The following is a 711-nucleotide window of genomic DNA, read 5'->3' as shown; positions in this document are numbered from 1 at the left end:
GAAGAGATACTTGAAATTCCTGAGTTAGGATTTGCTTTCATCGGCCCATCGGATCTCTCGGTCCAGATGGGACACCCGACGAACAAACAACACCCAGATGTAACTGCACAGGTCGGAGAAATCAGAGAGTTGTGTCTGTCTGCAGATGTCCCCCTCGGTGGGATTGCAAACGACCCCGACGCTATCGAAGAAGCAAAACAACAGGGTTACCAGATTATTCGCCTTGGAGGTGATCTCAGTTCGATTCAAGAGACACTGAGTAGTCGGCTTGATGCAGTTCGTGGTGAACCCACTCACAGCTTCCAGTAGAGAGTGTATATTTGGGGTTGGTTTTTATTATGGTTGGCAATCACAGTCAATACGATGGCTCCAGAAGTCGCCCGACTAGGCCACGTAGCGTTAGAAACGCCTGATTTAGAAGAATCGCTCACCTTTTTCCGAGACATCGCTGGGTTAGAAGAGGTAGAACGTGTCGGCGGGACATCTTATTTGCGCGCCGTGGACGAATACGACCACCATTCGCTCAGTCTCACACAATCCGAATCGGCGGGTGTCGACCACATTGGCTGGCAGACTGCTCAGCCCGAACACGTAGATGCCTACAGTGAGCGATTAGAGCAACTCGGCATCGACGTCACTCGAGTCGATGCTGGAACAGAACCCGGACAAGGAGAGGCCATTAGATTCGAGGCACCGCACGGTCACCAGTTC

The 711-nt window shown here is 51.8% G+C and carries 2 protein-coding genes; both read left to right on the top strand.

Annotation, left to right across the window (positions count from 1 at the left end; genetic code table 11):
- A partial coding sequence (locus AUR66_RS20560) for an aldolase/citrate lyase family protein (protein WP_231727858.1) occupies positions 1–309 on the top strand: 309 nt, incomplete at its 5' end.
- A 54-nt stretch (positions 310–363) separates the two neighbouring features.
- Positions 364–711 (top strand): VOC family protein (locus tag AUR66_RS20555; RefSeq protein WP_197409752.1); only part of this gene is annotated, 348 nt, incomplete at its 3' end.

The sequence above is a fragment of the Haloferax profundi genome, assembly GCF_001469865.1.
Lineage (GTDB): Archaea > Halobacteriota > Halobacteria > Halobacteriales > Haloferacaceae > Haloferax > Haloferax profundi.
Note: the sequence above shows the minus strand (reverse complement) of the source record. Positions and strands in the feature narration are given on the sequence as shown.